Source organism: Cyclonatronum sp. (genome assembly GCF_022565315.1).
GTDB lineage: Bacteria > Bacteroidota > Rhodothermia > Balneolales > Cyclonatronaceae > Cyclonatronum.
The window spans coordinates 1-5,963 of record NZ_JAIUMX010000164.1; the positions used below are offsets into that span (position 1 = coordinate 1).

At 58.7% G+C, this 5,963-nt stretch carries 3 protein-coding genes; 2 read left to right on the forward strand and 1 reads right to left on the reverse strand.

Annotated elements, in window-relative coordinates; genetic code table 11:
• The first annotated feature begins 34 nt into the window (after positions 1-34).
• Both uvrA and LAT75_RS14970 read left to right on the forward strand, forming a co-directional pair.
• Complete coding sequence (gene uvrA, locus LAT75_RS14965; RefSeq protein WP_291483532.1) at positions 35-2,893, forward strand: excinuclease ABC subunit UvrA; 2,859 nt, start codon at positions 35-37, stop codon at positions 2,891-2,893.
• A 121-nt stretch (positions 2,894-3,014) separates the two neighbouring features.
• Positions 3,015-4,286: a DUF418 domain-containing protein gene (locus tag LAT75_RS14970; protein ID WP_291483534.1), complete on the forward strand. Its 1,272-nt coding sequence runs from the start codon at positions 3,015-3,017 to the stop codon at positions 4,284-4,286.
• Between the two features lie 268 nt (positions 4,287-4,554).
• On the opposite strand, the gene LAT75_RS14975 is transcribed toward LAT75_RS14970, so the two are convergent.
• A partial coding sequence (locus LAT75_RS14975; RefSeq protein ID WP_291483536.1) for a calcineurin-like phosphoesterase C-terminal domain-containing protein occupies positions 4,555-5,963 on the reverse strand: 1,409 nt, incomplete at its 5' end.

Sequence of the window (5,963 nt, forward strand, 5' to 3'; positions counted from 1 at the left end):
GGACCCATCACCCTACAAACAAACTTTCTGCATTTTGTATTCCTCCATTATTGTACGCGGCGCACGCGAGCATAATCTCAAAAAAATCGACATCGATATCCCCCGCGAAGAGCTTGTGGTCATTACCGGACTCTCCGGCTCGGGCAAATCATCGCTGGCCTTCGATACCATTTATGCCGAAGGGCAGCGCCGTTTCATGGAATCGCTCTCGGCCTATGCGCGTCAGTTTTTAGGGATGATGGAGCGCCCCGATGTGGATTTTATCGACGGGCTTTCCCCCGTTATTTCCATCGATCAGAAAACGACGAACCGAAACCCGCGCTCAACCGTGGGCACGGTCACTGAAATTTACGACTACCTCCGCCTGCTGTACGCCCGGGTCGCGATCCCCTATTCTTACCTGAGCGGCAACAAAATGCAGAAGCAGACGACCGATCAGGTGGTGGAGGCCATCATGCAGCTGCCCGAAAAAACAAAGGCGTACTGCCTCGCGCCAGTGGTGCGCGGGCGCAAAGGGCACTACCGCGAGCTATTTGAGCAAACCCTGAAGCAGGGTTTCATCCGCGTGCGGGTAAACGGCGAATTTCTCGAGCTTGAGCCCGACATGAAGCTCGACCGCTACAAAACGCACAATATTGATGTGGTGATTGACCGCTTCGTGGTGTCGGAAAACAGCCGTGCCCGCATTGCGCAGTCGGTGGAGTCGGCCCTTCAGATGGCCGACGGCAACGTGATTCTGCACGTGCCTGAAGCCGGCGGGGAGCAGGCCAAAGATATGCTCTACTCCATGAAGCTGTTCGATGCCGAAAGCGGCCTCGCCTACGAAGATCCGGCCCCGAACCTGTTTTCCTTCAACTCGCCCTACGGCGCGTGCCAGACCTGCGACGGCCTCGGCTATGATTTCGATGTGGATCCGGACCTCGTGATCCCCAACCTCACCCTTTCGGTGAATGAAGGCGGCATCCGCTACCTCGGCAAGCCGAAGGGCAACTTCGCCTTCAAACTAATTGAGGCCGTGCTCGAAGAGGCCGGTTTCAGCCTTGATACGCCCTTCAGCGAAGTGCCCGACCCGGTAATGAACGTGCTGTTCCACGGAAGCGGCAGCAAAACCTACATGGTGAAGTACAACTTCGGCGACGGCGACATTTTTTATAAGCAGAAGTTTGAAGGGCTTGCCGCCATGATCCGCACCGCCTTTAACGACAGCAAAACCAAGGGTCAGCGAAACAAGGCGCAGGCCTTTATGAACAAGGTGAAGTGCAGCAGCTGCAGCGGCGGTCGCCTGAACCGGGAGGCGCTGTCGTACAAACTCGGCAGCCTCACCATTGCCGACCTCGTGCAGCTCGATATCACCGAGCTGCGGCACACCATCGACCGGCTCGAGCTCACCGACCGGCAGCGGCTTATCGGCTCACAGGTCATCAAGGAAATCCGCGACCGCCTCGATTTTCTGCTGAATGTGGGGCTGAGCTACCTCACCCTCGACCGCGAAGCGCAGACCCTGAGCGGCGGCGAGGCGCAGCGCATCCGGCTTGCGACGCAGATCGGTACGCAGCTTGTGGGCGTGCTCTACATCCTCGACGAGCCGAGCATCGGGCTGCATCAGCGGGATAACATCAAGCTCATCAACTCCCTCAAAACGCTGCGCGACCTCGGCAACAGCGTGCTCGTGGTGGAGCACGACCGCGAAACCATCGAACATGCCGACTACGTGATCGACATGGGGCCGGGTGCGGGCACCTACGGGGGCGAGGTTGTAACCAAAGGCCGGCCCGAAGAACTTGACCCCGGCTCGCTCACATCCGCCTACCTGCGCTACGACAAGCTCGTGGAAATCCGCGCGGAGCGGCGCAAAGGAAACGGTAAAACGCTCAGCCTGAAAGGCGCCCGCGGGCACAACCTGAAGCGCGTGAATCTGCAGCTGCCGCTCGGCACCTTCATCGCGGCAACAGGCGTGAGCGGCAGCGGGAAAAGCTCCCTCATCAACCAAACCCTCGTGCCAGTTTTGTCGAATCATTTTTTCCGGTCGAAGGAGGTCCCCCTGCCCTACGACGACACCGAGGGCGTTGATAATGTTGACAAAATCATCTCCATCGATCAGAGCCCCATCGGGCGCACACCGCGCTCCAACCCCGGTACTTACACCAAGGTTTTCGACGCCATCCGCTCTCTCTTCGCCGAGCTGCCTGAATCGCGCATCCGCGGCTATGATCAGGGCCGGTTTTCCTTTAATGTGAAGGGCGGCCGCTGTGAGGAATGCGGGGGCGACGGCCTGAAAAAAATCGAGATGAATTTCCTGCCCGATGTGTATGTGAAGTGTGAAGCCTGCAACGGCAAACGCTACAACCGGGAGACGCTCGAAATTTTCTATAAGGGCAAAAATATCAACGACGTGCTGAACATGCCGGTAAGTGAAGCAGTGGACTTCTTCGACGCCATGCCGCGCATCAAACGGATTCTGGAAACCCTGAACGCCGTGGGGCTGGGCTACCTCACCATTGGTCAGCCGAGCACCACCCTGAGCGGGGGCGAGGCACAGCGCATCAAGCTGGCGCGCGAGCTCTCCAAAATCGGGACCGGCAACACCCTCTACGTGATGGATGAGCCCACAACCGGCCTGCACTTCGAAGACGTGCGCATGCTCGTTGACGTGATTCAGATGCTGGTTGACAAAGGCAACACCGTGCTCGTAATCGAGCACAACCTCGACCTGATTAAGGCCGCAGATCATGTGATTGACATGGGCCCCGAGGGCGGCAAGGCCGGCGGCAACATCATCGCGCAGGGCACCCCGGAGGTAGTGTCAGAAACCGAAGCCAGCATTACAGGCCGCTTCCTGAAGGAAGAGCTCGAGCGGCACGCCCGCGCTTTGGAAAGGACAGAAGCCAGCTGACTTTTCGGCTGACAGTACATTAAGTTTACCATCACCCGGCTTTAATTCCCCACACAATAGCACCTGATTTTCGTATCTTCCATGTAAAATTTTACATCGACCTACGAAAATCCTATCCTTCATGTCTCCCCTTTCAAGTCAGGCAACCGAAGCCGCTGCACCTGTAAAACCTATCGCCCGCATTGCCGACCTCGACATCCTTCGGGGTATCGCGCTTTTCGGCATTCTCGTGGTAAACCTCGCGCTCTTCGCGCACCCCATGTTTCAGTACGCCGCCGAAAGCCGGATCCCGACGGGTCCGCTTCAGGACAGCGCGGCATTCTTCATCCGCATGTTTTTCGAAGGGAAATTCATCACCCTGTTTTCCTTTCTGTTCGGGCTGGGTTTCTACATCTTCACCGAGCGGCTGCGTGAAAAAAACCTGAGCGCGGGCATTGTGTTCTCCCGGCGGATGGGCGTGCTGCTGCTGATCGGTCTGGCGCACGGCTACTTTTTCTGGGCCGGCGACATCCTGCTGCCCTACGCGATAATCGGCCTGCTGCTGCTCTTCTTCCTGAACCGCACCGACAAAACGATCAAAATCTGGATCGGTATCGCGCTGGGTCTGCTTGTTGTATTCAATGCCGCTATTGTGGCGCTCGTAGCCTGGGGCATGAGCGTACCCGAAGCAGCGGTTGAAATTGAAGCCGCTTTCGCACAGCAGCGGCAGGAATTTCAGGCACAGCTCGACCGCGGCTACCTCGTGTACCTCGAAGGAAGCTTCCGCGACATGATCGCCTACCGGCAGGAAGAGCTGCGCTTTGCCTGGTTCGGGATGCTGTTCACTCCGGCAGGCTACGCGTGGATTTTCTCGGTCTTTATGTTCGGCCTGCTTGTCGCGCGTAAAGGCGCCGGCCTGCTGAACAACCCCATACAGCTGCGCGAGTGGTTCATCCCCAAACGGCAGCAAAACCTGCTCGCCGGACTCCTGTTTTCTGCCCTGTACGCCTGGGCCGGCCTGCACGCCGATGCCGTCGGCATGAATTTGTGGGTGCTGCTTCAGATGCTCAGCTTCCTTATCGGCACCCCGGCCCTCACCATGGCCTATGTGGGCTACACCCTGCGCCTGCTCGAAAAACATGAAGCCGGCGAAAGCAGCATCGGCCGGCACCTGCACCTCGCCGCCCCCGTAGGCCGCATGGCCCTTACCAACTACATCGCGCAATCCGTAATCTGCACCACCATTTTTTACGGCTACGGCCTCGGCTTCTACGGCAGCCTGAGCCCCCTCGGCACCATCCCCCTCGCCGTTGCCATCTTCGCGGTGCAGATCGTGTACAGCAACTACTATTTCAAAACCCGTAGAATGGGCCCGCTCGAGTGGGCCTGGCGCAAAGCGACGTATCTGCGCTAACACAAACCGCCGAAAAATTCAGGCCAAACATTTGTCCCCCTGAATCCGACACCCTGCTTTTCCCGCTTTCTTTTTTAGGGGAAACCCCGTGCACATCACTGTCTTTCGTGCTTGCTCCACTCATCCCAAACCGGCGGATAAGCCCGTGGTTTGAGGTTTTGAGGCTGAACGGACCTGTAGCTGCCGGATCTGCTGCATGGCCCGAAGAGAGACGCAAAATCTTGCGTCTCTTCCAAAATCTCCGCGCCAGCCCGGGTAGCAAAAAAACTCACTCCCACAGCTCACTGCGCCAGTACCTCGGCGGGCGCTGTTCGCGTACCTCGATCGTCATCACATCGGTGAAGCTGATGCCATTGCGGTCGGTGCTTGTTACTTCCACGAGGTGCAGGCCGAGGGGCAGCTCCGGCAGCTGAGCGCGCCACAGGTGCATGTTCCGGTTGGCGACCGCACTCTGCGGCTGCGGTGGTGCCGGACCCAGCTGTCGCCCGCGGAACAGCTCAAGGCCCTGTGCACGCTCTTCGCCGAGCCGGCTCTGATAAGAAAATCGGGCGACCGAAAGCTGCCGGGCAACCGCAAACGGATCGGCCCATTCGGCACCAACCCGCACCGCCTCACCAGCCCCCTGCTGCGTGCGCTCAAGCGAAAGCACTTCCCCGGTTGAAAGCCGGGCTTCTACCGTTGTTTCGGCGGAACCCATCCACACGTTGGCCGTCAGCCAGATGCCGCCATCTTCAGAAAACTCTTCCGGCAGGATGATACCCTGATCGGGCAGGTCATTGACCGAAAACGGTGGTACGGGGTCACGTTCGTTAGCCGGTACAGCTACCCAGTCCATAATGGTGTTGTACCAGTTCCGGAATGAGGGCGTGTTGAGGCCGATCCACTGCCCCCGGTGTTCGCCCAGTCGCGCGCCGATATAGCGCTCGGTGTACCCGGTACCGGAAAAATCGAGCCGCATCCAGCCCATGGGTGCGCCCATGCGCTGCAGCGCCATCGGGACGCCGTCCGCATTGAAATCGCCCTGAAACCACGCGCCCGAAGCAGCCCCAACTACGATATGCCGAAACGGCAGCGGAACTCCGCCCACGCTCTCCGTCCATCCCTCAAAAACCTGACCCGGTGCATGATTTTCGATCGTGTGCGTGTGTCCCGAAAGCGACAGCGCCTCGCGGCCTTCGAGCAGCGCGTAGATCCGGCTGAGTTCGTCGGTCTGATGCTGACCGCTTGTTGCGTCCACAAAAGAAACCAGGGGGATGTGCTTATTGAGCACAATCAGCCGGTCTTCCGGCGTGTGTTCAAGCAGGCCTTCAAGCCAGGCAAACTGCGCTTCGGTGAGGCGGCCGTTATAGCTCGGGCGCCGGCCTTCTTCACAATTCGAGCGGCCGCGGGCTGCATCTTCCGGGCCGCAGGGGTAATACACATTATCGAGCACCACAAACAACACGTCGCCCTGCTCGAAGGCGTAATAGTTCGGCCCGAAAATACGGCGCCAGCTGTCAGATTTGTCTGCATTTGTGCGGGCATCAAAATCGATATCGTGATTGCCAATCACGAGCCACTGCTTGAGGCCGGTCATGGCCGAGAGTTCGAGATGGCGTTCGAGCAGGTCGAGGTCATCGCCGACCACATCCCCCATCTGAATCATGCAGTCGCCGGGGGCGAAAGGTGCAGCGATGA